The sequence below is a fragment of the Bacteroides galacturonicus genome (assembly GCF_003096855.1).
Classification (GTDB): Bacteria; Bacillota; Clostridia; order Lachnospirales; family Lachnospiraceae; genus Lachnospira; species Lachnospira rogosae.
Map to the genome: position 1 here is coordinate 226710 of NZ_QEOA01000005.1, position 24029 is coordinate 250738.

Here is a 24029-nt window from a genome sequence, read left to right on the forward strand (position 1 = left end):
AATTAATTATTTCAAATCCTTGTATACAACATTTCCATTGCATATAGTATATTTTATTTTACCATAAAGCTTCTGTCCGATAAATGGTGAATTACTAGCTTTCGATACGAAATTCTCTGTAACCTCCCACTCCTCATCTGGATTAAATATAACCAAATCAGCTATCTTTCCAGCCTCAATACAGCCTTTGTCCATTTTGTAAAGCTTTGCTGGATTAACTGTCATCTTAGTGAGCAGTTCCTCAAGTGTTAAATAGCCTTTCTTTACAAGATTAGTAATTCCAAGTGCAAGTGATGTTTCAAGCCCTATCATTCCGCTCGGTGCTGCCTTGAACTCCTTAGCTTTCTCATCCTTGCTATGTGGTGCGTGATCTGTTGCAATTATGTCTATTGTTCCGTCCTTAAGGCCTTCAATTACAGCAAGCCTGTCAGCTTCTGTTCTTATTGGTGGATTAACTCTTGCAAGTGTGCCTTTCTCAAGCACAATGTCTTCTGTAAGCGAAAAATGCTGTGGAGTAGACTCTGCATGTACATCTGCTCCCAACTTCTTAGCTGTCCTTACAAGCTCTACTGATACCGCTGAGCTTATGTGCTGTATACATATTGTTGCCTTGGTTTCAAGTGCAAGCATACAATCCCGTGCTACCATCATATACTCTGAGCAGGCTGGTGCTCCACCTATATTAAGCTTGTCTGATACAACGCCTTTATTAATTCCCTGTTGTTCTATATATGCAGGATTTTCCTCGTGAAAACTTAACGGCATATCCAGCTCTTTAGCTTTCTGCATAGCTTCCTTTACAAGCATTTCACTCTTAAGTGGAATACCATCATCTGTAAATACAAGTGCCCCGCCATTCTTAAGTTCCGTAAAGTCAGTAAGTTCTTCTCCCTTAAAGCCTTTAGATACTGCCGCAGCTGAATATACATTTATCGGCGTAGTTCTTCCCTTATCTATTACATACTGCAGCGTTTCTTTATTATCTACTATAGGATTAGTATTAGCCATACAAAGAACTGTTGTAAAACCTCCTGCCGCAGCTGCCGCAGCTCCTGTATTAATATCTTCTTTATAAGTAAAACCTGGATCCCTGAAATGAACGTGTGTATCTATAAGACCCGGTGCTACCACAAGACCTTCTGCATCAATTACTTCATCTACAGCTATGTCGGATACAGGCACATCAAATGCTTTTACCTGTATTATACCGCTTATTATTCCATTTTCCACAAGAATATCTGCCTTATATGACATATGTCTTGCCGGATCTATTATATGTCCATTCTTAATTAAAGTTCTCAATATTATCTCCATTCTTTATAAAAGCGGCATTACCAGTCTGTTGCTGAGTGGTACTGCCGCTTATTATAATAATTATTTACTTTCCAAGTGCTCCATTAATATCTGCAATCATATCAAGAGCTGCCTGTCTTGAAGCTTCACCGAAATTCTTAGCTCCAAACTTAGCATACTCATCTTTAGCATATGCAGCTATAATTCCTCTTGAACTATTAACTATCGCGCCAAGTCCGTCTGGGTTAAAGAATGCTGTAAGGTCTTCAGCCTTGCCACCCTGTGCCCCGTAACCAGGAACAAGGATATAAGCCTTTGGCATAACCTTTCTTAATACCTTACCCATCTCTGGATATGTAGCACCAACTACCGCACCTACATTACTATAAGTATCGCCCATACACTGGCTTCCCCATTCATTAACCTTAGCACCTACATGCTCATATAATGGCTTGCCGTCTATAAGCTGATCCTGAAATTCTCCACTTGAAGGATTAGAAGTCTTTACAAGGATAAATATACCTTTGTCTTCCTCATTGCATACCTTAATAAATGGATTAATTCCGTCAGAACCAAGATATGGATTAACTGTTGCAAAATCTTCATCAAATGGTGTTAAAAGCTTAGAACCAACTTTAACCTTTCCAAGATGTGCTACTGCATAAGCCTCAGATGTTGAACCTATATCGCCTCTCTTAACATCACCGATTACAACCATATCCTTCTCGTGACAATAATCAACAGTCTTCTTAAACACCTTAAGTCCTTCAATACCGAACTGCTCATACATAGCAATCTGTGGCTTAACTGCTGGTACAATATCATATATATTATCAATGATTGCCTTATTATACTGCCAGATAGCTTCTGCCGCACCTTCAAGAGTTTCTCCATACTGCTCAAAAGCTTCCTTTTGAACATGCTCTGGAATATACTTCATCATAGGATCTAAGCCTACAACTACAGGTGCATTTGTCTTAACGATTTTGTCAACTAATTTGTTAATCATCTATATTCTCCTTACATATCAATTAATCTATCTTATATTACAACTTTGGAACATCTTTATCAATAATAACTTCTGTTCCGTTGATATTAGAATATACAATCTTACCACCAGCTATTGTATACTTAATCTCACCACTTACCTTCTTGCCGTTAAATGGAGTGTTCTTGCCTCTTGAAGCAAATGTCTTACTGTCTATAACATACTCTGCATCCGGATCAATTATAGTAATATCAGCAGTCTTGCCAACAAGAAGTGTTCCCTTGTCTATACCGATAATCTTAGCAGGTGTATAACTCATCTTATCTGCCATCTCAAGAGGTGTAATAACATTTTTCTTAACAAGATCTGTCATTATAATAGCAACAGCTGTTTCAAGACCTGATATTCCAAATGGTGCTTCTACAAAACCTCTGTCTTTCTCTGTAAGATGATGTGGTGCGTGGTCTGTTGCAATTATGTCTATTGTTCCGTCCTTAAGGCCCTTAATAAGCATATCTTTATCCTTATTAGTTCTTAATGGCGGATTAACCTTGTAGTTAGCATCATCTTCATTAATATCATCTTCTGTAAGTGTTAAATGGTGTGGCGTTACCTCTGCTGTAACATCAAGACCTTCTTTCTTGGCTGCCGCTATCATTCTTACGCTGTCCTCTGTTGAAACATGGCATATATGAAGCTTGGCACCCGTATTCTTAGCAAGGAGTAAATCTCTTGCCACCATAATATCTTCTACAGAATTCATAATTCCGTAAAATCCAAGTTCTCTTGCTTTATTGCCGGCATTCATAACTCCCCTTGCTGCAAGATCCTTATCTTCACAATGTGCAAATACCGGTATTCCTACTTCTGCCGCAAGCCTCATAGCCTGTCTTGCTACTCTAGCATTCATAACAGACTTCCCATCCTCGCTTACTGCTACAGCTCCTTCCTCATAAAGCCTCTCATAATCAGTTATATACTCTCCGTCCTGACCTGCTGTCATAGCTGCTATAGGAAGAATATTAATATCTGTTACTTCTTCTGACTTATTCTTTATGTATTCAACCATCTCAACGCTGTCAATTGCAGGCTTAGTATTAGGCATTGGACACACTGTTGTAAATCCACCTCTTGCCGCAGCTCTTGCACCAGTTCTTATTGTTTCCTTATGTTCAAAGCCTGGTTCTCTGAAATGTACATGTAAATCCACAAGTCCTGGCATAACCATACAGCCCTTAGCATCAATAACTGTATCTGCTGCCTTGTCAATATCCTTTGCCACTTCTGCTATAACCCCATCTTCAACAAGAATATCCCTAATGTCATCAGTGTTACTTGCAGGGTCAATAACTCTTCCGTTCTTAATCAACATTCTCATATATTAATCCTCCCCTTAAAATTTAATCTTTCAAACTCGTAAGCAGGTTCAGGTTTACCATAATAGTATCCCTGTATGAAGTCAACACCCAGCTCTCTTAATATATCTAACTGGCTCTTATCCTCAACACCTTCTACAACTATCTTAGTTCCTATAGTAGCAGACAATTCAACTATAAGCTTAATGAATGCCTGTGCATACTCATCTTCCGTTATATCATCAATAAATGTCTTGTCAACTTTAATAATATCAAAAGGAAGCTGTTTAATGTAGTTAAGTGATGAATATCCTGTACCGAAATCATCAAGAGCTATCTTTGGTCCTAATTCCCTTATGCCATTAATTATATTAAGAACCCTGTCCATATCATTAATAGCAAAGCTCTCTGTAATCTCCAGCACGATATTCCTAGGATTAACTCCTGTCTTCTTAAGCACTTTAGCTACTGTATCTACTATATCTTTCTGAAGAAGCTGGACAACCGACAGATTAACATTGATATGGAAATCCGGCATACCATGTTCATTCCAGTATCTGCACTGTCTGCAGGCTTCCTCAAGAACATAATCACCAATTGAAGTTATAAGTCCAAGATATTCAGCAAGCGGAATAAAATCACCCGGACCCATAAATCCAAGCGACTTACTGTCCCATCTTACCAGTGCTTCACACGATGCACATTCCTCTGTGTTAATATCAACTACAGGCTGGTAGAATACAACAAATTCATCAATTCCTGTCGCAACAGCCTGCCGCATATTATTTTCAATATCAAGGCGTCTTACAGAATTCTGTTTGTTGCACACATCATAAAAAGAATATCCATTCTTACCATTCTTCTTAGACTCATACATTGCTATATCAGCCATTCTGATAATCTCGTGTACATCTTTGCTATCATCTGGAAATACCGCAATACCCATACTCATAGTACAGAAATATTCTGTCTCCATAAGATACCACGGTTTGTTAAATATCTCTTTAACCTTATTGGCAATTCTCTCTAATTCAAGGAACATATCAGGCATTACTATGGCAACAAATTCGTCACCACCCATTCTGTAACATCTGCCTCTAAGACCTACTATAGTCTGAAGTCCTGCCGCAATCTGCTGTAAAAGAATATCTCCATACTGGTGTCCAAGACCATCATTAATGTGCTTGAAATCATCAAGGTCGATAAACAAAACCGCACCCTTAACACCATCTCTTATAGCTTCGTTAATTATAGTCTTTAAGTCTGACTCACACTTCATACGATTATAAAGACCGGTAAGGAAATCGTTATGTGCCTGAAATTCAATCTTCTGCTGATTCTTTTTCTTCTGTGTTATATCAGAAGCTGTACATACAATCACCTCACTTGCATCTATCCATATAAGCTTGGTAAATCTTACTTCAAACCACAGACCTGACTCAGCATTATACTTCTCCACAGGTCTTATGTATTCTCTTGTATAATCAGAAAAATCATAATATCCATCAATATTATTGCCCTCAGCATTATTAATATATTCTTCAAGGGTCTTCTCTACATCTTCTTCTGCCGGTACAAGAATATCCTGCATACATTCTTTTATTGTATCTTTAATCTCCTTCGACTCAGCCGCCACCTTATTCTCAAACAGAATATTGCCTGTAGCAGTATCACATACAATAATACCTGAACCTATGTTATTAAGAATATCCTTTAAGACTTCATATGATGAGAGCAGTGAATTATTAGTTACTCTCATCTGGGCAATACTCTGAATAATACCTGTAACATCATATATAAAATGCATATTGTCCTCATTATCGGACCATAGCTTTATATTGTTCTTATCATATATGACAAAATGCATAGCATCTATGTCATTAATCCTAATAGGAACGCTTATGCTGTTCTCACCATTCAGTGCCATAACATCGCATTTCTTAGCTTCCTCTATACATTCACCCTCAGATGCAATTACTGTCCATTCATCATCTGAACCCTTCTGAAGCAATGCAATACAATCAGCATTAATGTATGCTATAGTCTTATGTAATATTAGTTCTACTGTATGCTGAAATGTATCTCTTGACTCAAGGCTTTCTATCAACTCTGACAACACTTCAAACTTCTTATTAGTCTCTCCCAAAACTCCTGCCTCCGGAATGTTTTACATAGACTAATTATATAATATTTATACCAGTTTGGGAACTGTTTTTATATATTTTTTAAATTACATACGAAATGAAATTCAATTTTTAATTGTTTTATTAAACTATGCGTGATATTATGAATATTATATTTTTATGCAGATTTTATAAACTCATTCTGCAAGTGTTTTCCAACTGGTGTATGCAGAACACTTAATTAAAATATTGCAGCACATTACTATGTAAGAACAGGAGAATTTATGGATAATATTTACAAATATAATACTACCCTGAAAGCTTCAGGCAATGATTACAAAAAGATTGTATTCTGGAACAGATTTTTAAGAAACCCTGTCGAACTTATACTTTCGTGGGTTCCTGCCGTTATCTCAATAATTATGCTTGCCTCTGGCAGATACAACACATTTTTATTAATTATATATGCAATATGCTGGTTCTATCCTATATATATATTTGCATTCCAGTTCAAATCAAGCGTTAATTACCACTTGAAGCACAGAGATGCATCAGAAGATGCTCCCTGCACAATAACATTAATGGATAACGCGATACTTGCTGATATCCCAGACCATAATTTAATATATACTTACGAATGGGAACAATTCACAACTGTATATTTCAAATATGGATATTATATGTTGTTTAATGGGAAGCAAATGGTTGTAATGCTTAATAGTAATGATATGCCTGAGAATATCAAGAAGAATGTGGGCGGATTTATTATGGAGCATGTAGATAGAAATAAGTGCAGGATAGTGTACTAGGCTCATACGGACGTTGTGTAGTTTTACTATATTACCGCTGGGCACGCTCTCGCTGCTTGTAGCCGTAGCGGACACGTAAGCGGCTAAAATACAGCCGCTAAATGCCGACGGCTGCAAAAGCACCCAGCTTGCAATATAGTAAAGCTGCACAACTGGGGTATGGCTGAATTGCAGAATATAAAATGTAATCAGGAAAATTGTGCGAACACTGAATAGTTATCGTATTGTTTATGTTATAATATAAAAGAAGATGTGCTTACACAAAATTTATAAATGTAGACACAGATTAAATATGTTTAATTATGAGAAAACAGGCAGGCTTTAACATCTAAACTTCGTTAAAGTCTGCCTGTTTTTATAAGTTGTGCTTTCTATCAACACTTTTTCCTATAAGTCTAACCTCTTGTTTTATCTTGCCAACCAGCCGCCGTCTACTGCCAGGGTAAAGCCGTTGACGTAGTCTGAGGCTTTAGATGCAAGGTATATTACTGCACCTTCCATATCTTGTGGTGTGCCCCATCTGCCTGCTGGAATTCTGTCAAGAATAGCTTCGCTTCTGTCGGCATCATCTCTTAACTGTGCTGTGTTATTAGTTGCCATATATCCTGGTGCAATTCCATTTACATTAATGTTATACTTTGCCCATTCATTGGCTAACGCTCTTGTTAAGCCTATAATTGCACTCTTGCTTGCTGTGTATGATGGAACTCTTATTCCACCCTGATATGAAAGCATAGAGCATACATTAATTATCTTTCCGCCTTCTCCCTGCTTCATAAGCTGCTTGGCAAATGCCTGACTTAAGAAGAATACCATTTTCTGATTAACCTGAATTACCGAATCCCAATTCTCCTCTGTGAATTCAATTGCATCCTGTCTTTTAATAATTCCCGCATTATTAACAAGAATATCCACTCTGCCATATGTATCAATCGCTGCTTTCATAACTACATCTATTGAAGCCATATCTGAAAGGTCAGCTATAACCTCTGCGAACACGCCGCCATCTGCTTCTATCTTATTCTTAGTATCTTCGCAGGAACGTCTTGCAACGCCAAGAACCTTAGCTCCTGCCTGAGCTAAAGCTACTGCCATTCCCTGTCCTAGACCTGTGTTAGCACCTGTGACAACTGCTACTTTTCCGTCAAGTTTAAACAAATCTAATATCATAGTATTCCCTCATTTCTGCACACGCCATTTTAATTAAATCCAATAAGTTTATTCATTACTTTATAACCAGTCTTAGATATTCCTCTGCCGACTTTGCCCGGAAGATTAACTGTATTGCCAAGTATGCTGTATCTTAACTCTTTATAGAGCTTGGAATCTGAATCCTTAACATATTTCCAAAGTTCCTTTTTCTTAACAAGGTTCTCATCTGTGCCTGATATAATCAGAAATATTGATGATACTTCCATCATAATTCTAAGATATGTCACCATATACTTTCTGCATCTTTCATTGACAGGCTTATTGCCAAGATATGAATCTATAAGACGTCTTGTAACTCTTAACTGCTGGTCAATTCTTGAAATCATAACTGTTTCATTAACTGACTGGTCTTCCCTTCCAATAAAATATCTGTAGAAATTAACATTCATATAGTACATTTTCTGAACAACCGGCAATGGCTCAAATACAAATATATTATCTACATAAAATGTATGCTCAGGAAGCTTCAGACCGAATTCCTTTATAAGCTGTGTTCTGTATATTACTGAGTGCATAAGAATATACTGGTCTACCTTGAAATGTCCCATCTCATCCCATCCAAACATTCTGTCAACTGGAAGTGCATTCTCATAGTGAATGACTTTCTTTCTCTTAGCACCAACCTTTTCATATACATAATTCGCAATAAGCATATCTGGGAGGTCATCTTCCTCAACAAAGTTCTTAAGCTTAGTTAATATCTTCTTATAGCTTTTAACATCAACCCAGTCATCGCTGTCTACAACCTTAAAGAACATCCCTGTGGCATTGGCAAGACCTGTATTAACAGCCTGCCCATGTCCACCATTCTCCTGATGTACAGCCTTGACTATGTTAGGATATTTTGCTTCATATTCCTTGGCAATCTTTAATGTATCATCTTTTGTTGAACCATCATCAACAATTATTATCTCTACATCGTCACCACCTGCAAGGCATGATTTGATACATTTTTCCATATATGCTGCTGAATTATAACATGGAATTGCAAATGATAATAACTTCATATAATATCTCCAATCTCTACATTCTGTCAGGACACTGTATACCTAATAAATCAATACAAGTTTCAAGTATCTCTTTAGTAAGTGTGATTAATGCAATATAGCTTTCCTGCTGTTTCCTATCCTCTTCTGCAAGAATCTTTGTGTTATGATAAAATCCGTTAAATGAGTTAGAAACCTCATATATATACTGGCATATCTTGTGAGGTGCATTATCCTTGTATGCTCCATCTATAACATCTGAGAACTTAATAAGTGCAAGTGATAAAGCCTTCTCTGACTGTTCTTTTGAAGGCAGTATTGTAAGATCACCAACACTTACGCCTGTTTCCTTATACTTTGCAAGAATAGACTTTATTCTTACTATTGTATACAAAATATAAGGACCTGTATTACCTTCAAATGAAGCAAATCTATCTACATCAAATACATAATCTTTAGATGCCTGATTAGATAAATCACCATACTTAAGTGCAGCAAGACCCACAATCTTAGATATATTATCAGCTTCTTCATCCGTCATTGAACGGTTCTCTTTAATCTTATTAAGAATAACTTCATTAATATCAGATATAAGATGTTCAAGACGCATAACACCACCTGAACGTGTCTTAAATGGCTTGCCATCCTTTCCATTCATAGTACCAAAACCAACAAATCTCATATCTGCATCTGGTCTTACAATTCCAGCCTTCTTAGCTGTTCTGAATACCTGAGTAAAATGAAGCTCCTGTCTTTTATCAGCGAGATAAATGTATGTATCCGGCTTATATAACTTCTCTCTCTCAACAATAGTTGCAAGATCTGATGTAGCATAAAGTGCCGCACCGTCTGACTTTCTTACTATGCAAGGAGGAAGTTCCTTAGTATCTGTTGGCTCTGCAATATCTACTACTGTAGCTCCCTGGCTTTCATAGGCAATTCCATCTTCAACCATCTTATCAACCATATCTTTAATATATGGCTGTGCATCACTTTCACCCTTCCATAAGTCAAATGATACATTAAGATTATCATAATTCTTCTTTAAATCCTTCTTGGAAACATTCATAATATGCTTCCATATTGCTGTGCATGCTCTGTCCCCGCTCTGAAGCTTAAGTGTGGATTCGTGTGCTCTCTTAGCGAATTCTTCATCTTCCTTAGACTTAGCACTTGCCGCCGGATATATCTGTTCAAGCTCTGATATCGTAAATGGGGGTTCACTTGGATACTCTCCTGTATACGCCTCATCAAAATATGGAAGTTCAGGCTTTCTGTCCCTTAACTCCTCTATGATAAGGCCCATCTGAAGTCCCCAGTCTCCAAGGTGTACATCACCTATTGTCTTGTTGCCTGCATATCTGTTAATTCTCTTAACACTCTCACCAATTACAGCAGATCTTAAATGTCCTACATGTAATGGCTTAGCTGCATTAGCTCCACCATAATCCACTATTACAGTCTTAGCTTCCTCGCTGTTCTCATATCCGTACTTATCATCTTCTGACATCTTATTAAGATAATCTGAAAGATATCCAGCACTTACCTTTATATTGATAAATCCTGGCTTAACACTTTCAATTGTGTCAAACATACCATTAGATGTAAGCTTTGCAACTATCTCATCCGCAATTACAAATGGAGCTTTTTTATAAGTCTTAGCTGCTGCCATCGCGCCATTGCACTGGAATTCGCATAAGTCAGGTCTGTTAGATATAGTAATTCTTGCGTATTCTTCTGAATATCCACATTCTGCAAATGCTTTCTTAAATTCATCTGTCATAAGTTCAATTATGGTCTTCATTATATTCTCCATTCCTGTTAAATTCTGCTTCATAAAATGTATTATTATAAAGTAACAAGAAAAGAATCCCGAAATCCGAGATTCTTTAATAAAATCATCTATTTAGTATAAAACACTTTCAAGGAAAAGTCCATAGCTCTCAGCTGGAAGTGACATAACAACATCCTTGCCAGCCATAATATTCTCTACATCTTCCACCTTCTTAAGTCCGCTTCCTACATCAAGAAGCATACCAATCATATATCTTGCCATATTATGAAGGAAATCATCTGCTGTTATTCTTATCTCACAACTGTCTCCATCTGTAGTTATCTCTACATCTTTGATATCCCTTACTGTAGACTTGCTCTTCTTCGCAGTAGTAAATGCTTTAAAATCATGCTTTCCAATCATATAAAAAGCTGCCTGCTTCATAGCCTTAATATCCGGAATATCAAATGTATGATAAGCATACTTTCTTGTAAATACATTCGCTACATTAGCCATATCTATCTTGTATACATATGTCTTCTCCCTCGCATTAAGCTGGCTATGAAATCTTTCATCTACTAATTCCACGCGATTAACAGCTATATCCCTTGGAAGATATCTGTTAAGGTAATTCTTAACCTCTACAGGCTGGTACTTATCATTAAGCTTGAAATTAGCTGTCTGATTAAGTGCATGAACACCTTTTTCTGTCCTGCATCCAACATATATATCAATATCTTCACCTGTCATCTTCTGAATTATCTCTTTAATCTTACATTCTATAGTGTTAGAATTGGAGTCCTTGCCCATTCTGACCCAGCCGTCATATCTCCCACCATCATATTGAAGTTGTAATCTATAATTGTACATCTATTCTTCCATAACCTTTTCAATTGTATTAACAATCACGTCCATATCAAAAGGCTTCTGTATAAAATCAGCCGCTCCTTTCTTAAGAGCCTCTATCATATTAGCCTTCTGTCCTGCCGCTGTTACCATAATAATCTTGGCATCAGGGTCTATCTCTATAATATCCTTAACTGCATCTATTCCGCCAAGAACCGGCATTGTAATGTCCATAGTTGTTATATCCGGTCTGTATATTCTGAACTTTTCAACGCCTTCTGCTCCGTTAACAGCCTCTGCAACAATCTCGTGTCCAGCCTGTTCAAGCATATTTCTTAAGAACTTTCTTGAAGTCTTAGAATCATCTACTATCAAAATCTTCGCCATAATATTCCTCCGTTCCATATGTCTATAATTAACCACCCGGCTTGTGCAGAAGCATTTAGTATCTGTAATCAACTGCAAATGCAATATATCTATAACAATTCATCAACTAACAAATAATTGACTGATGATTATTAATAACTTCAGCTTCTGTAATACGCCTTAATTATGTACATATATTTTTATACATTAAGCTTAACTTTATCATCCGCAACCATAAGCAGATTAAATCTATGTCCTTTCATATTAAATGTAACTACATACATTCCATTATCAGCTTTAATCTGTGTATCCTGATAAAATACCGGTGGGTGTAAAGACACCTCTATCTCTTCATAACTGAGCTTAGTCGCATATGCACCATTAATAATATTAATAAGTTCGCATATTGCATCATAAGCATCTGCATCAAACTTATTCATATCTTCCTTGGAAAATGTAGATGCAACACAAAGAAGGTCAGCATCTTCACCCGCTATCCCTAAGAATACATCTATATCTCCATCCATAATCTGACAGCCGACAAATTTACCATCAAATTCCTTCTGATATATTATTCTCTCAAGTTCAATCTCAGTGCTCATAAACTGTGTAAATACCTTCAAAACACTCTGCATCTGCTTATTATAATATTCTGTATTCATATCAAGAAATGTTGTAACCATATCATCTATATTACCATCCTTGATAACCTGCAATTCATTGTCAGTAAATACAGATCCAGAATGATTCTTAGCAATATACTTGTTAATCATCTTATCCTGCATACCTCTTCTCCTTGTGCATAACCTTCTATAAATACATTATTCATACAATTTTACTGTAAGATTATTATACATCAAGAAAACATATATTAGCAACATCAATTTTCACTTATAAACACTTATTATCGGATTTTATTTTCACTTATAAATGCTTATCAGTTTAATTGTTTAGACAGTTTATTCAATTTGCCACATTTATCATATACAACTTGTGCATATTTCACATTTAATATCCCAAAGATAATACACTAAAATTGACGCACAAACAACCCCGGCATTAAAATTAATTAATGCCGGGGTTGATTAAATATCTATTATTCTAATCTGTTTATAATAACAGCTTTATATTAAGCGTTCTCTACTGAGTAGTTAGGGGCTTCCTTAGTGATATGAATATCGTGTGGATGACTCTCTCTTAATGCAGCAGATGACATCTTAATAAACTTACCTGTCTCCTGAAGCAATGGAATTGTAGGTGCTCCACAATAACCCATACCTGAACGAAGACCTCCCATAAGCTGGAATATTGTATCTTCAACAAGTCCCTTATATGCAACACGTCCTTCAACACCTTCTGGAACAAGCTTCTTAGCACCTGTCTGGAAGTATCTGTCCTTGCTTCCATTCTCCATAGCTGCAATAGAACCCATACCTCTATAAACCTTATACTTTCTGCCCTGGAATAACTCAAATGAACCAGGAGCTTCATCACAGCCTGCAAGAAGACTTCCGAGCATACATACACTACCACCGGCAGCAATAGCCTTAACAATATCACCTGAGAACTTGATACCACCATCAGCGATAACTGGAATACCGAACTTCTTAGCTTCTGCATAAGCATCCATAACTGCTGTTACCTGAGGTACACCAATACCAGCAACAACTCTTGTTGTACAGATAGAACCAGGTCCTATACCAACCTTAACTGCATCTACACCAGCTTCGCAAAGTGCCTTAGCAGCTGCACCTGTAGCAATGTTACCAGCGATTACCTGTAAATCAGGGAATGCTGACTTGATATTCTTTAATGTTGTAATAATATTCTTAGAGTGACCATGTGCTGAATCAATTACAATACAGTCAACACTTGCATCAACAAGAGCCTGAACTCTATCCATAACATTGGCTGTAATACCAACTGCAGCACCTGCAAGAAGTCTTCCCTGTGAATCATGTGCAGATGCAGGATACTTAATAGACTTCTCAATATCCTTTATTGTAATAAGCCCTCTTAACTTGAATTCATCATCAACGATTGGAAGCTTTTCTTTTCTTGCCTTGCCAAGGATCTTCTTAGCTTCTTCAAGAGTAATTCCAACTGGAGCTGTTACAAGATTCTCGCTTGTCATACATTCCTTAATTGGTCTTGAGAAATCTTCTTCAAATTTAAGATCTCTGTTAGTAATAATACCAACAAGCTTTCTATCATCATCTGTGATAGGAACACCAGAAATTCTGAACTTACCCATAAGTTCGTTAGCTTCCTGTAATGTATTATCTGGATGTAAGAAAAATGGATCTGTAATTACTCCATTCTCTGATCTTTTTACCTTATCAACTTCCTCTGCCTGCTGCTCAACTGACATATTCTTGTGGATAATACCTATACCACCCTGTCTTGCCATAGCGATTGCCATTCTATGTTCAGTAACTGTGTCCATACCTGCACTCATCAAAGGAATATTAAGCTTAATATTCTTTGTAAGATTAGTTGTTAAATCGATCATATTAGGTGTTACTTCTGAATACTGTGGAACTAATAACACATCGTCAAATGTAATGCCCTCACCAATAATTGTACCCATTTTCCTTTGTCCTCGCTTTCCTGTGAATAAAATAATTAAGTTATATGCGCATAATAACGCAATTCTTGGTACAAAAAAATCCGAATACTTAATTCGGACATTTCTGTGTGGAGAAATCTGATAAACGTTCTATCATATTCCTTTTGTTTATAATATTAGAATTGTATCAGAGCATTTTTTAAAAGTCAATAACTTTAAACACATCTTTTTCAACAACATTTTGTATGCTGTGAAGAATACGTTCATCAGGATATACAAATACCCTGACCAGTTCGTTATGTTCATTATAAGCATATATGACAACCGAATCGTGGTTGCTTGCACCAACTGAATAATCATAAGTCTTAACGTCCATATGGTTCATACGGAGTGCATCCTGCGAATCAGCTCTTGCCACAAGCTTTGCTCTTGAAAGTGTATACACACCACATCTTTTTCTTGCTGATTTTGCCATAATCCTATCAATCGTAAGCGTATCATCCACTATCGAATACTCAAGCTCTGCATTATAATACTGGAATACCAAAAATGTCATCACCGCAAATAATGCAAGCACAATTATTCCAAATGTTCTTGTCTGTGGTATGGTTGTAGCCGCCACAATACAACCTATTATAAGCAATGCCTTATAAACAACTGCTGTCTTAGGCGGTTTTACCTTTACTATCTGTTCTACTGCTACATCAAACATAAAACTACTCCTATCTTGTAATACTTCCAATTAATCAAAGTAATTAATTTTCTTCTTAGTGCCTGCAGCCGCCTTAACCTTTACATCTGGTATCTCATAGTCTTCTATATCAATTATATCCTTGCTTTCGTCGCACATTATAAGTAATTTAGCAATCATTTTAAGCTTTTCTTTCATTCCGAAGCTTCCACCAACACTATAAGCTGTACCATTTACTTCATATCTGTTCATTAATGAGAAATATACTGGTCTGTCTTCTTTAGCAACATCTGTATAATCTTTAACATCAATACATAATAAAGCATCTGCTGCTTCCTCTAACTTGTCTGGGTGCTTAGCTATAACAGAACTGCATATTGTTCCAAGCATATCTGTCTGGTTCTGCGCGTATTCATTACCATATACGCTGAATTTCACAAGTGCTCCACTTCCCTTGCCGCCAGCAGAAGAACCACCTCTGACCTTTACCGCTGGAAGTTCAACCTGTTCTGAGCTGAATATCTCTGGGCTTTCACCACATATATTAAGCAGAAGTGCCATTTTCTTTAACTTGTCTACTACTGAATATGATGTTCCAACGCATATATGGCTTCCATTAGCGAATTCAAAGAATTCACAACTTCTGAAATATGTAGGCATATCTGCCTTACGATTCTCTGGAAGACTGTAATCAACATCAGATACGCAGTTCATCCCATTATACGAAGGAAGTTCGTCCACAATATCCTGATGTTTATTAAGAACGTGTGCAAAAAATGTAAGCATCATATCTGACTGATTAAGCTCATACTCCTTGCCATAAAGCGTAAATCTGATATCACCTGTACTTGTAGCCTGTCTTGTCCTGCTGTTATCAGTTGTGTTGATGTTGTCTGTTGATGTGGCAAGGTCATCTGTAGCAACGCTGTCTATTGCTGTGTTGTTTTCATCGCCAATAATATCATTGCTGTTTATTTCATCGCTATTTGTATCATTATTATTTGCCACATTGCTATACTCTGTACTCTGAATATTATCAGAAGTTCTATTATTCTCAATGTCAACTTCTGTAGTATTATTCTTAACGGCTGGTGCAGAAGCACTGCTCTGACTTGCTGTAGATGATGTAGTTGTGGCAGATGATGAGGCATTGTTGTACTTTTTTTTGAGTTCTTCTAATACATCAATATTAATTTTGTCATTCTTGTCATTAGTAAAATTGTTATACATTAACTGTGCACAATCACCAGCTGTTCCATATTTCTGAATACTATAGCTTGATTCTTTAAAAATATAACTAAGCATACTTATCGCAACTCTATGTGCTGTATTCAGACTATCTATAGTTGACCTGACATCTTTCTTTAACTTGCTCTTTACTGCAATATTATCTTCCATGACATCTTTAAGGACATTTACTTCCTCTGGAACCATCTTTATTGCCATACTCTGACTTTCTTTTGCAACTGTATTATCATACACTGCATCTTCCATTTTTTGTATTGTAGACATATTATCATCCAATGCAATATAAAAATTCTCAAGATACCTGCCTTTTTCCATCTTTAAATCCTCTGAACGTGTTACAAGCTGTTCTATAAGGCAGGCATAACTACGGAAATAGTTAAGACTAAGAAATGAAATCATAGCAACACAATCAACATCATATAAACGCTCCTTAATATTCTGTAACCAGTTCTTAGAAATATTCTCCTGAAGCTCTATATCTATATATACATTAATTCCACGTTTTCTAAGTTCATATACAAATTCATAAACCTTCTCTTTATCCTTACTTGCATAACTTACAAATACATAAGGTTCACCCTTTATCCATCCATCTTCAAGTTTCTTTTTAAGCTCATCAATATCAGCCATCACCATTCCTCCTGCGTGACAATTAAAATCCAATATGGAAGTATTATAACATACCCCCTGACTTTTTTAAATAGAAACAACTATCCCTGGTATTTTTCACTAATGTTTTATCTTGTAATATTTCTTACCCAGATATACTTCTTATAATGTATATATACTGCCGGGAGCTTTACAAGCTCATCAAGGCTTATTATGATATATACAAGCCAGACTGGTGCATTGAATACAAATGCTGCAACAAAGCCAAGTGGAACTGCAAAGCACCACATTGCACCAATATTTCCCTTCATATCAAACTTTGCATCACCACCAGCGCAGAATATTCCATCCAGAACAGTTGTATTCACCGACTGCCCCATCAGATTAATGCCGAGGACTATCAGCATAAAGCCAAGATACCCCTTCGCTGTATCTGACATAGGGGCTGCACGCGATACAACCGGAGCTATAACTATAAGAAGCAGACCTGTTATTATCCCAATCGCTATTGACAGTCTTGTAATTCTTCCACCATATTCCCTGGCTTTATAAAGCTTACCTGCTCCTAGTAGATTACCTATAATAATTCCTGCCCCGGCACTAACGCCCCTTATAACGCACTGTACCATACTCTTTACTATACTGGCTATGGAATTCGCTGCAACAGCATCACTTCCCATATGTCCAAGTATAACTGAGTATAATACAAATGCAATGCCCCACACTAAGGAGGCACATAGCACAGGCATTGTGTAATACCAGAAATCTCTTGTAAGTGCTTTATCTGTATGAATAATTCCTTTCCACTCCAGAGTGGCAATCCTGTCTTTGTTAACTGCAATATATGCCCATACAAGCTCTATCACTCTTGATATTACAGTTGCATAAGCCGCTCCACGTATGCCAAGACGTGGCATACCAAGTAGTCCAAATATAAGGACAGCATTGCAGACTATATTAACTGCAACTGCTGATGAGCTGATAACAGAGCTTTGAGCTGCCCTTCCTGTATTCTTAAGAAGAATCAGATATACCTGTGATACTGCACACAGCACATAGGATAAGGCTACCGCCCTGATATATAGTGTACCGCTTGCAATAAGCTCCGGTTCGTTAGTGAATATCCTTATAAGTCCCTCAGGTATGAGAAACGCAAGAATAGTGAATATGCCACCTGACAACAGATTAGCATATAAAGCCACCGGCATGACCTTTTCAATAGCTTTTATGTCCTTCTTTCCCCAGTACTGTGAAATCATTATTCCTGAGCCTGCTGTTATCCCTGCTATAAACAGATTAAGCACAAACTGTATCTGTCCGGCAAGTGAAGCTGCAGACAACGAGGTCTGGTCTACAAAGCCCAGCATAACCGCATCTGTGGCACTCACAAGTGCCAACATAAACTGCTGTATAGCTATCGGAACAACCAGTTTAACCAGCTTTTCTGACAAATCATCATTCTTTCTTCTATTAAAAAACATAAACCAAGCTCTCCTGAAATATATGAATCAGCTCAATCTGCTGTAATCCACTTAATAACCTTGATAGCATAACATATTGCTTATACATTACACAACAAAAAGTCCCCTTGTTTATGAATATAAAACATAAACAAAGGGACTTTTTTAATATAATGTAAGTCTTAAATTTGTTTTATCAACTTACTGATGTATAGCAAATTATTACTTATTACATCATTCCGCCCATACCGGCAGCTCCTGCTGGCATTGCTGGTGTATCTTCTTTGATATCAGCTACAACTGACTCTGTTGTAAGGAGTGTTGAAGCTACACTTGTTGCATTCTGTAATGCGCTTCTTGTAACCTTAGCTGGGTCAAGAATACCAGCGTCAATCATATTAACATATTCATCATTAAGAGCATCGTAACCTGTTCCTACTTCTGACTCTCTTACTTTGTTGATGATAACTGCACCTTCAAGACCTGCATTGTGAGCAATGTGGTATAAAGGAGCTTCAAGTGCCTTAAGAATAATCTCTGCACCTGTCTTCTCATCACCACTGAGTGTAGCAGCAAGTTCAGCAACCTTCTTAGAAGCGTGGATATAAGCAGAACCACCACCTGAGATAACGCCTTCTTCTACAGCAGCTCTTGTTGCATTAAGGGCATCTTCCATACGAAGCTTAGCTTCCTTCATCTCTGTTTCTGTTGCAGCACCAACTCTGATAACAGCTACGCCGCCTGCAAGCTTAGCAAGTCTTTCCTGTAACTTTTCCTTATCAAAGTCAGATGTTGTTTCTTCAAGCTGTGCACGAATCTGTGCAACTCTTGCTTCGATATCTTCCTTAGCACCTTCGCCGTCAACGATAACTGTATTTTCTTTCTGAACCTTAACTGACTTAGCTCTACCAAGCATATCCATTGTTGTATCCTTAAGTTCAAGGCCAAGTTCTTCTGAAATAACCTGACCACCTGTAAGAATAGCGATATCCTTAAGCATTTCCTTACGTCTGTCACCATATCCAGGTGCTTTGACAGCTACAACATTGAATGTACCTCTTAACTTATTAACGATAAGTGTCGTAAGAGCTTCACCTTCAACATCTTCTGCAATGATAAGAAGCTTAGCACCGCTCTGGACTATCTGTTCAAGAACTGGTAAGATTTCCTGAATATTAGAAATCTTCTTATCTGTGATAAGGATATATGGGTTATCAAGGTTAGCTTCCATCTTATCCATATCCGTTGCCATATATGCTGAAATATATCCTCTATCGAACTGCATACCTTCTACAAGATCAAGTTCTGTCTTCATTGTCTTAGATTCTTCGATTGTGATAACACCATCATTAGAAACCTTTTCCATAGCATCAGCTACCATCTGACCTACTTCTTCATCACCAGCTGAGATAGATGCAACCTTTGCAATCTGGTCTTTTCCTGTAACCTTCTCGCTCATATGTGCAATAGCTTCAACTGCACAATCAGTAGCCTTCTTCATACCTTTTCTTAAGATGATTGGGTTAGCACCTGCTGCTAAGTTCTTCATACCTGCATTAACCATAGCCTGTGCAAGAACTGTAGCTGTTGTTGTACCATCACCTGCTACATCATTAGTCTTAGTAGCAACTTCCTTTACAAGCTGGGCACCCATATTCTCAAATGCATCTTCAAGTTCGATATCCTTAGCGATTGTAACACCATCGTTAGTGATAAGTGGTGCACCATATGATTTATCAAGAACTACGTTACGTCCCTTTGGTCCGATTGTAACCCTTACAGTATTAGCTAATTTATTAACACCCTCTTCAAGAGCTTTTCTTGCTTCAATTCCGTATTTAATTTCCTTTGCCATTGCTATTACCTCCATTATTATCTGTAATAAAAATATATCTGATATCAACTAACTATCACTTTTCATCTATACGCCAGTAAACTGGCTGTATCTGATTAGTCCTCGATTACCGCAAGAATATCATTCTGCTTTACAACGATGTATTCTTCATCATCAAGCTTAACTTCTGTTCCAGCATACTTAGAATATATTACCTTATCACCAGGCTTAACCTGCATTGTAACTTCCTTGCCATCAACAACCCCGCCAGGTCCAACTGCAACTACCTCTGCCTGAGATGGTTTCTCCTTTGCCTGTCCTGGTAATACGATACCTGACTTTGTAGTTTCTTCTGCAACTAATGCTTTAATTACAACTCTGTCTCCTAATGGTACTAATTTCATATATATCCTCCATTCCGCTGTCTGAAATGTATATGGCAGCAATTTGTTTTTTGCTTGTTAGCACTCATTTCAACCGAGTGCTAATTTCAATAAAATTAAGATAGCACCCGGCTAATAATTTGTCAACAGCTATTTCTAAATATATTAATGATTTAACATTTTGATTATACTTTTTTTATTTTTTATTCTTATTAGCGACACCCATCTTGACAGTCTTTCCATAATAGAAAAGATACTGCTGTGCATATCCGCCAAGCTCGCCAAATCTTTCCTTAGCAAATGCAGCTATAACATCTTTGGAAGTATCATTTCCGTCAAAATACAGATATTCCATTATTCTTTTTATCCACACATCAATAGGAAAGCTGTCCCTTTTACCCAATGCAAAAAGGCTTACACAGCTTGCGACCTTGTTGCCAACCCCTTTTATCTGACACATTTTCTCAATGCCCTGCTCACTATCCAGTGCAATAAGCTCATCATAGCTAATTTTTCCCTCGCCGACACATTTTACGGCATCATATATGTAAGGTGCTCTAAAGCCTGTCTTTAATTCCTTCAAATCCTCTACTTCTGCTTTGGCTAACTTCCTTACATCAGGAAATGTATACATAGGTACACCTTTCACCTCACCCGCATAATCGCCATACTTTGCAGAAATATCTGCAACAATCTTCTTTATATGTGGTATCTGTTTGTTCTGCGATATAATAAATGAAATAAGTGTCTCAAAAAATTCCTGATTAAGAATTCTGACACCTGACATTGCCTCAATTGCTTCCTTAAGCTTATCATCTTTCTTTAAAAGCCTTTCCTTTATAAGACCATAATTCCTGTCTATGTCGAAATAATTTCTCCACAAATCCATATACAGCTTCTCGTCAGTATCATAAAATACAATTTCTTTTTCAGTCTGTATTATATGTAACATATGTCCAAATGCTGTAAGGACATAATCATTTTCATCAAGCTTATTAAAATGGAAGCACTGTCCACATTCAAGTGTTTCATTCAATTCAAAATCATCAGGTTTGTTAATAATATAATCGCTCATATTAATTCTCCTCCCTGTACAAAATAAAATGCACGGTATATTTATCATCAGACTGCCATAAATATCCATATATCTAGCAGTTGTGTATTATTTTATAATGTAATATAATTATAATATATGATGTAATAATACCAAATTACATTTAATTTAACAAAGTAATAAACCTAAATTATTATAGAAAGATTTATTAACATATATGAAAAATTTATATAAGCCTATCCATAAGCGTGTCTGCGTTATACTCACACTTGTGCTTTTATCTGTCGCATTGACGGGCTGTACAATTCCAATATCGTTTAATATGTCTTCCAATTCAGCTATAACAATACCTAAGACTGCATTTTCCCAGTCCGCAGATACAACTGAGGAGATTGTTCAGGCTATAATTGCAAGTATGGATAGTGATAATAATGTCTGCGAATTATTCATTACTGATGAGGAGTTAATTGATGCCAACAAATGGCTTTCATTAATTAACGGCATAGAACAGTTAAGATGTGAATACAGGCGCATTAAAAATGGTTTCAATGTGCGGATAACTTATGAATGTTGGGACAATTCTGCTATTATTAAAGCTTACAGAAGTGAGTCAACATATAATCTTAATGAACGCCAGCTTGTGCTTTATGACAAATATACCAAAATACTTGAAGAGATTATTTCGCCAAATCAATCTGATATAGAAAAAGAGATTGCCATACACGATTATCTCGTTGATAACATCAATTATGTTGATACCGGCGACTCTTCCTACAACGCCTACAGTGCATTAATCAACGGAATTGCCGTATGTAGCGGCTATACTGAATGTTTTAAGACATTGTTAGATATGCTTGGAATAGAAAATGCGACAATTTCAGGAGAGGCTGGCGGACAGCAGCACATATGGAATGTTGTCAACCTTGATAATCACTGGTATCACGTTGATGTAACGTGGGATGACCCTGTTGGCTCATCATCTGATTATATCGACCACTCATATTTTAATATCAGTGCTGACGATATGGCACTCGACCATACTTGGGACAGAAGCCGTTACTCCGCTTATGAAAAATGTGGTGCAAAATATTCCTACTGCAGATACAAAAAACTACCTTTAATAAGCAATGTCAACCAGCTAAATAAACTCATATATTCAACAGTTAAAAATAAAACTGCACATATTGAATTCACTACAACTTATAATGCAGATCTTAAAGAGGCAATATCAAGAACCGGACAGCAGTTATCCTATTCTTATAAGAATATTGATCGTGTTAATTACACGTTATATTCTGTTACATTTACATATTAATTGATATATAAATGTAATAATTATTACATTTATATATCAACAAAAAGCTGATTATCTCCATTTTTATTAATGAGGGTAATCAGCTTTTATTAATATCAATTAATTTCTTAATATAATGTATATATCATACCATAAATCTTGTGCAGCTTTTCTGCACATATAAAGTTCCATAAGGAACTTTTAAGATGAGCACTTTTGTGCTCATTATACCATAATGAACTTATCTTCTTCCGAAAATAACACATTATTATGTTATTGGATATTAACTCCAGTATCTTTTAATGTTGCTCTTACAAGTGAGTCTTTAGCATTTTTCCAGGGCTCATTGGCATATTTGTGGTCAAATTTATTAATAAACCAGGCTACATCATCTCTTACTCTCTTCATATTATCTATATAAAGCTTAGTGATAAGCTCTGTGAATTCTGTATACTGTGCTCCCGAAAGCTTGCCGCTCGCCCTTTTCATCAAAAGTCCATAGTGGCTGGTACAAAAGCCTTTGCAGTTTTTAAGTTTCTCTACAAAATCTTTGTCGTGTTTATACATATAAAACACTGTATCTATGTATCTTTCAATGGTATCTTCTACCTTATCGCACACAAAGCATTTTCCTTCAAGCTCATCAATATAACTGCACACCTGTGCCTCTTTGCCCTTTTTAAGTAATGTCTTTCCTACGCCCTTATCATCACTATAGCTTTCTATCTGCTTAATGACATAATCCATATGTGTCTTCATAACAAGCGCATAACCAAGTCTGTTATTCTGCTCATATATCTTCTTAATGTGGCGGCTGCAAAATCCAATTTTATCAGTCTTTTCTCTTATGTCATCTTCCATATAGCTTGGACCCATTGCATACTCAACCGCATCATTCTCCAGCTTTTCAAACATTGAACAAATCGGACATTCACTATCAAACGCAAACGCATCATTAACTGGAACTGTATATATCTTTTCTTTCATAATTGGATATCCTTTTCTATTAATCTTGTAGTGGTATTTTAGCAAGAATGGGGAGAATATTCAATATTGTTGGGGAGATAATACTTTGGTGTGATTATTTAAAGTCTTTATGTGTTTAAGGGTATGCGGAATTATTTAGGTTACTTAA

Annotated in this window: 20 protein-coding genes; 2 read left to right on the forward strand and 18 right to left on the reverse strand. The window is 36.7% G+C overall.

The features are described from left to right. Nucleotides 1-6: 6 nt before the first annotated feature. The 4 genes from C7390_RS07835 to C7390_RS07850 all read right to left on the reverse strand — a co-directional run bounded on the left by C7390_RS07835 (nucleotide 7) and on the right by C7390_RS07850 (nucleotide 5782). Entirely contained in the window at nucleotides 7-1302 is a 1296-nt protein-coding gene (locus C7390_RS07835) for a dihydroorotase (protein WP_278320138.1), read from the reverse strand. 76 nt (nucleotides 1303-1378) lie between these two features. Then, nucleotides 1379-2302, reverse strand: a complete 924-nt coding sequence (gene pyrF, locus C7390_RS07840; RefSeq protein WP_055176331.1) for an orotidine-5'-phosphate decarboxylase — start codon at nucleotides 2300-2302, stop codon at nucleotides 1379-1381. Nucleotides 2303-2339: 37 nt separating this feature from the next. Beyond that, entirely contained in the window at nucleotides 2340-3659 is a 1320-nt protein-coding gene (locus C7390_RS07845; RefSeq protein ID WP_022501555.1) for a dihydroorotase, read from the reverse strand. Continuing rightward, nucleotides 3656-5782 carry a putative bifunctional diguanylate cyclase/phosphodiesterase gene (locus C7390_RS07850; protein ID WP_318295612.1) on the reverse strand — a complete coding sequence of 709 codons (2127 nt, stop codon included), beginning with the start codon at nucleotides 5780-5782 and terminating at the stop codon, nucleotides 3656-3658. Before C7390_RS07850 ends, C7390_RS07845 begins: the two co-directional genes overlap by 4 nt. 261 nt (nucleotides 5783-6043) lie before the next feature. Between C7390_RS07850 and C7390_RS07855 the strand changes: the two genes are divergently transcribed. Further along, nucleotides 6044-6568: a hypothetical protein gene (locus C7390_RS07855; RefSeq protein WP_022501557.1), complete on the forward strand. Its 525-nt coding sequence runs from the start codon at nucleotides 6044-6046 to the stop codon at nucleotides 6566-6568. 408 nt (nucleotides 6569-6976) lie between these two features. Here C7390_RS07855 and kduD read toward each other — a convergent pair whose 3' ends face one another. The 13 genes from kduD to C7390_RS07920 all read right to left on the reverse strand — a co-directional run bounded on the left by kduD (nucleotide 6977) and on the right by C7390_RS07920 (nucleotide 21621). Next, entirely contained in the window at nucleotides 6977-7738 is a 762-nt protein-coding gene (kduD, locus tag C7390_RS07860) for a 2-dehydro-3-deoxy-D-gluconate 5-dehydrogenase KduD (RefSeq protein WP_090140282.1), read from the reverse strand. Between the two features lie 29 nt (nucleotides 7739-7767). Next, nucleotides 7768-8787 carry a glycosyltransferase gene (locus tag C7390_RS07865; RefSeq protein WP_055306755.1) on the reverse strand — a complete coding sequence of 340 codons (1020 nt, stop codon included), beginning with the start codon at nucleotides 8785-8787 and terminating at the stop codon, nucleotides 7768-7770. A 16-nt stretch (nucleotides 8788-8803) separates the two neighbouring features. Then, complete coding sequence (gene argS / locus C7390_RS07870; RefSeq protein ID WP_116443911.1) at nucleotides 8804-10570, reverse strand: arginine--tRNA ligase; 1767 nt, start codon at nucleotides 10568-10570, stop codon at nucleotides 8804-8806. Nucleotides 10571-10672: 102 nt separating this feature from the next. After that, the gene (gene truA, locus C7390_RS07875) at nucleotides 10673-11410 is read right to left on the reverse strand and encodes a tRNA pseudouridine(38-40) synthase TruA (protein ID WP_055176342.1); all 738 of its coding nucleotides are present in this window, start codon (nucleotides 11408-11410) and stop codon (nucleotides 10673-10675) included. Beyond that, nucleotides 11411-11773, reverse strand: a complete 363-nt coding sequence (locus tag C7390_RS07880; RefSeq protein WP_022501562.1) for a response regulator — start codon at nucleotides 11771-11773, stop codon at nucleotides 11411-11413. 179 nt (nucleotides 11774-11952) lie between these two features. After that, nucleotides 11953-12537 carry a chemotaxis protein CheX gene (locus C7390_RS07885; RefSeq protein WP_116443912.1) on the reverse strand — a complete coding sequence of 195 codons (585 nt, stop codon included), beginning with the start codon at nucleotides 12535-12537 and terminating at the stop codon, nucleotides 11953-11955. 344 nt (nucleotides 12538-12881) lie between these two features. Further along, nucleotides 12882-14342, reverse strand: a complete 1461-nt coding sequence (gene guaB / locus C7390_RS07890) for an IMP dehydrogenase (RefSeq protein ID WP_022501564.1) — start codon at nucleotides 14340-14342, stop codon at nucleotides 12882-12884. A gap of 178 nt (nucleotides 14343-14520) precedes the next feature. Then, complete coding sequence (locus C7390_RS07895; protein WP_055176345.1) at nucleotides 14521-15033, reverse strand: hypothetical protein; 513 nt, start codon at nucleotides 15031-15033, stop codon at nucleotides 14521-14523. Nucleotides 15034-15063: 30 nt separating this feature from the next. Continuing rightward, nucleotides 15064-16890 carry a toll/interleukin-1 receptor domain-containing protein gene (locus C7390_RS07900; RefSeq protein ID WP_055306756.1) on the reverse strand — a complete coding sequence of 609 codons (1827 nt, stop codon included), beginning with the start codon at nucleotides 16888-16890 and terminating at the stop codon, nucleotides 15064-15066. A gap of 107 nt (nucleotides 16891-16997) precedes the next feature. Further along, nucleotides 16998-18350: an MATE family efflux transporter gene (locus C7390_RS07905; RefSeq protein WP_055306757.1), complete on the reverse strand. Its 1353-nt coding sequence runs from the start codon at nucleotides 18348-18350 to the stop codon at nucleotides 16998-17000. Nucleotides 18351-18558: 208 nt separating this feature from the next. Next, nucleotides 18559-20184, reverse strand: coding sequence for a chaperonin GroEL (groL, locus tag C7390_RS07910; RefSeq protein ID WP_022501568.1), 1626 nt, complete (start codon nucleotides 20182-20184; stop codon nucleotides 18559-18561). Between the two features lie 95 nt (nucleotides 20185-20279). Next, complete coding sequence (locus C7390_RS07915; RefSeq protein WP_022207095.1) at nucleotides 20280-20567, reverse strand: co-chaperone GroES; 288 nt, start codon at nucleotides 20565-20567, stop codon at nucleotides 20280-20282. A 175-nt stretch (nucleotides 20568-20742) separates the two neighbouring features. Continuing rightward, a complete protein-coding gene (locus tag C7390_RS07920) occupies nucleotides 20743-21621 on the reverse strand; it encodes a DNA-3-methyladenine glycosylase family protein (RefSeq protein ID WP_055176353.1) in 879 nt (292 codons plus the stop codon). Between the two features lie 196 nt (nucleotides 21622-21817). Here C7390_RS07920 and C7390_RS07925 point away from each other — a divergent pair, with 196 nt between their 5' ends. Further along, nucleotides 21818-22915 (forward strand): transglutaminase domain-containing protein, encoded by a 1098-nt coding sequence (locus C7390_RS07925; protein WP_055306758.1) that lies wholly within the window; start codon nucleotides 21818-21820, stop codon nucleotides 22913-22915. Between the two features lie 252 nt (nucleotides 22916-23167). Here C7390_RS07925 and C7390_RS07930 read toward each other — a convergent pair whose 3' ends face one another. Further along, nucleotides 23168-23881, reverse strand: coding sequence for a DUF6062 family protein (locus tag C7390_RS07930; RefSeq protein WP_116443913.1), 714 nt, complete (start codon nucleotides 23879-23881; stop codon nucleotides 23168-23170). Nucleotides 23882-24029: the final 148 nt, after the last annotated feature.

Bases quoted from the DNA above. Each gene is read 5' to 3' on its own strand.
- groL (WP_022501568.1), bottom strand. From the start codon at position 20,184: ATGGCAAAGGAAATTAAATACGGAATTGAAGCAAGAAAAGCTCTTGAA.
- C7390_RS07905 (WP_055306757.1), bottom strand. From the start codon at position 18,350: ATGTTTTTTAATAGAAGAAAGAATGATGATTTGTCAGAAAAGCTGGTT.
- C7390_RS07920 (WP_055176353.1), bottom strand. From the start codon at position 21,621: ATGAGCGATTATATTATTAACAAACCTGATGATTTTGAATTGAATGAA.
- C7390_RS07930 (WP_116443913.1), bottom strand. From the start codon at position 23,881: ATGAAAGAAAAGATATATACAGTTCCAGTTAATGATGCGTTTGCGTTT.
- C7390_RS07845 (WP_022501555.1), bottom strand. From the start codon at position 3,659: ATGAGAATGTTGATTAAGAACGGAAGAGTTATTGACCCTGCAAGTAAC.
- pyrF (WP_055176331.1), bottom strand. From the start codon at position 2,302: ATGATTAACAAATTAGTTGACAAAATCGTTAAGACAAATGCACCTGTA.
- truA (WP_055176342.1), bottom strand. From the start codon at position 11,410: ATGTACAATTATAGATTACAACTTCAATATGATGGTGGGAGATATGAC.
- C7390_RS07855 (WP_022501557.1), top strand. From the start codon at position 6,044: ATGGATAATATTTACAAATATAATACTACCCTGAAAGCTTCAGGCAAT.
- C7390_RS07915 (WP_022207095.1), bottom strand. From the start codon at position 20,567: ATGAAATTAGTACCATTAGGAGACAGAGTTGTAATTAAAGCATTAGTT.
- C7390_RS07895 (WP_055176345.1), bottom strand. From the start codon at position 15,033: ATGTTTGATGTAGCAGTAGAACAGATAGTAAAGGTAAAACCGCCTAAG.
- C7390_RS07925 (WP_055306758.1), top strand. From the start codon at position 21,818: ATGAAAAATTTATATAAGCCTATCCATAAGCGTGTCTGCGTTATACTC.
- guaB (WP_022501564.1), bottom strand. From the start codon at position 14,342: ATGGGTACAATTATTGGTGAGGGCATTACATTTGACGATGTGTTATTA.
- kduD (WP_090140282.1), bottom strand. From the start codon at position 7,738: ATGATATTAGATTTGTTTAAACTTGACGGAAAAGTAGCAGTTGTCACA.
- C7390_RS07865 (WP_055306755.1), bottom strand. From the start codon at position 8,787: ATGAAGTTATTATCATTTGCAATTCCATGTTATAATTCAGCAGCATAT.
- C7390_RS07880 (WP_022501562.1), bottom strand. From the start codon at position 11,773: ATGGCGAAGATTTTGATAGTAGATGATTCTAAGACTTCAAGAAAGTTC.
- C7390_RS07900 (WP_055306756.1), bottom strand. From the start codon at position 16,890: ATGGCTGATATTGATGAGCTTAAAAAGAAACTTGAAGATGGATGGATA.
- C7390_RS07885 (WP_116443912.1), bottom strand. From the start codon at position 12,537: ATGCAGGATAAGATGATTAACAAGTATATTGCTAAGAATCATTCTGGA.
- argS (WP_116443911.1), bottom strand. From the start codon at position 10,570: ATGAAGACCATAATTGAACTTATGACAGATGAATTTAAGAAAGCATTT.